The 438-nt window shown below is 25.6% G+C and carries 1 pseudogene; it reads left to right on the top strand.

What is annotated here, in order from left to right:
• Positions 1-407: pseudogene (locus ETC00_RS19940) on the top strand (RNA degradosome polyphosphate kinase); the annotation flags it as partial.
• Between the last annotated feature and the right edge of the window lie 31 nt (positions 408-438).

Below are 438 nucleotides of genomic sequence, written 5' to 3'. Positions count from 1 at the left end.
TAAAAATATTATGTAGAGGAATATGCTCTATGAAACCTATAAATGAAAATATAGTAATAAAAAGTATTATAGGTAGATATTTAGAGCATAGTAGAATTTACTACTTTCATAATGGAGGTAAAGAGGAAGTATTTATCTCTAGTGCAGATTTATTATCAAGAAATTTAGATAGACGTTTAGAAATAATGGTCCCTATAACAGAGGAAGAAGTTAGAGAAAAACTTCTCAATATTATAAGAAGATATTGGGATGACACATTCAATTGTTATAAAATGAAAGAAGATGGAACTTACTACAAAGTAGACAAAAAAGTTTATTTTAATTGTCATGAATATTTCATGAAAGAAGCTATTGAAAACTTTAAGTTAAGAAGAGTTCCGAAAATAGCGATGAAAAATAAAAAGTAAGTGGAAAAATTAAAACCACTTACTTTTTATT

Source organism: Brevibacillus sp. MCWH (assembly GCF_013096935.1).
Taxonomy (GTDB): domain Bacteria; phylum Bacillota; class Bacilli; order Brevibacillales; family Brevibacillaceae; genus Brevibacillus; species Brevibacillus aydinogluensis.
Note: the sequence above shows the minus strand (reverse complement) of the source record. Positions and strands in the feature narration are given on the sequence as shown.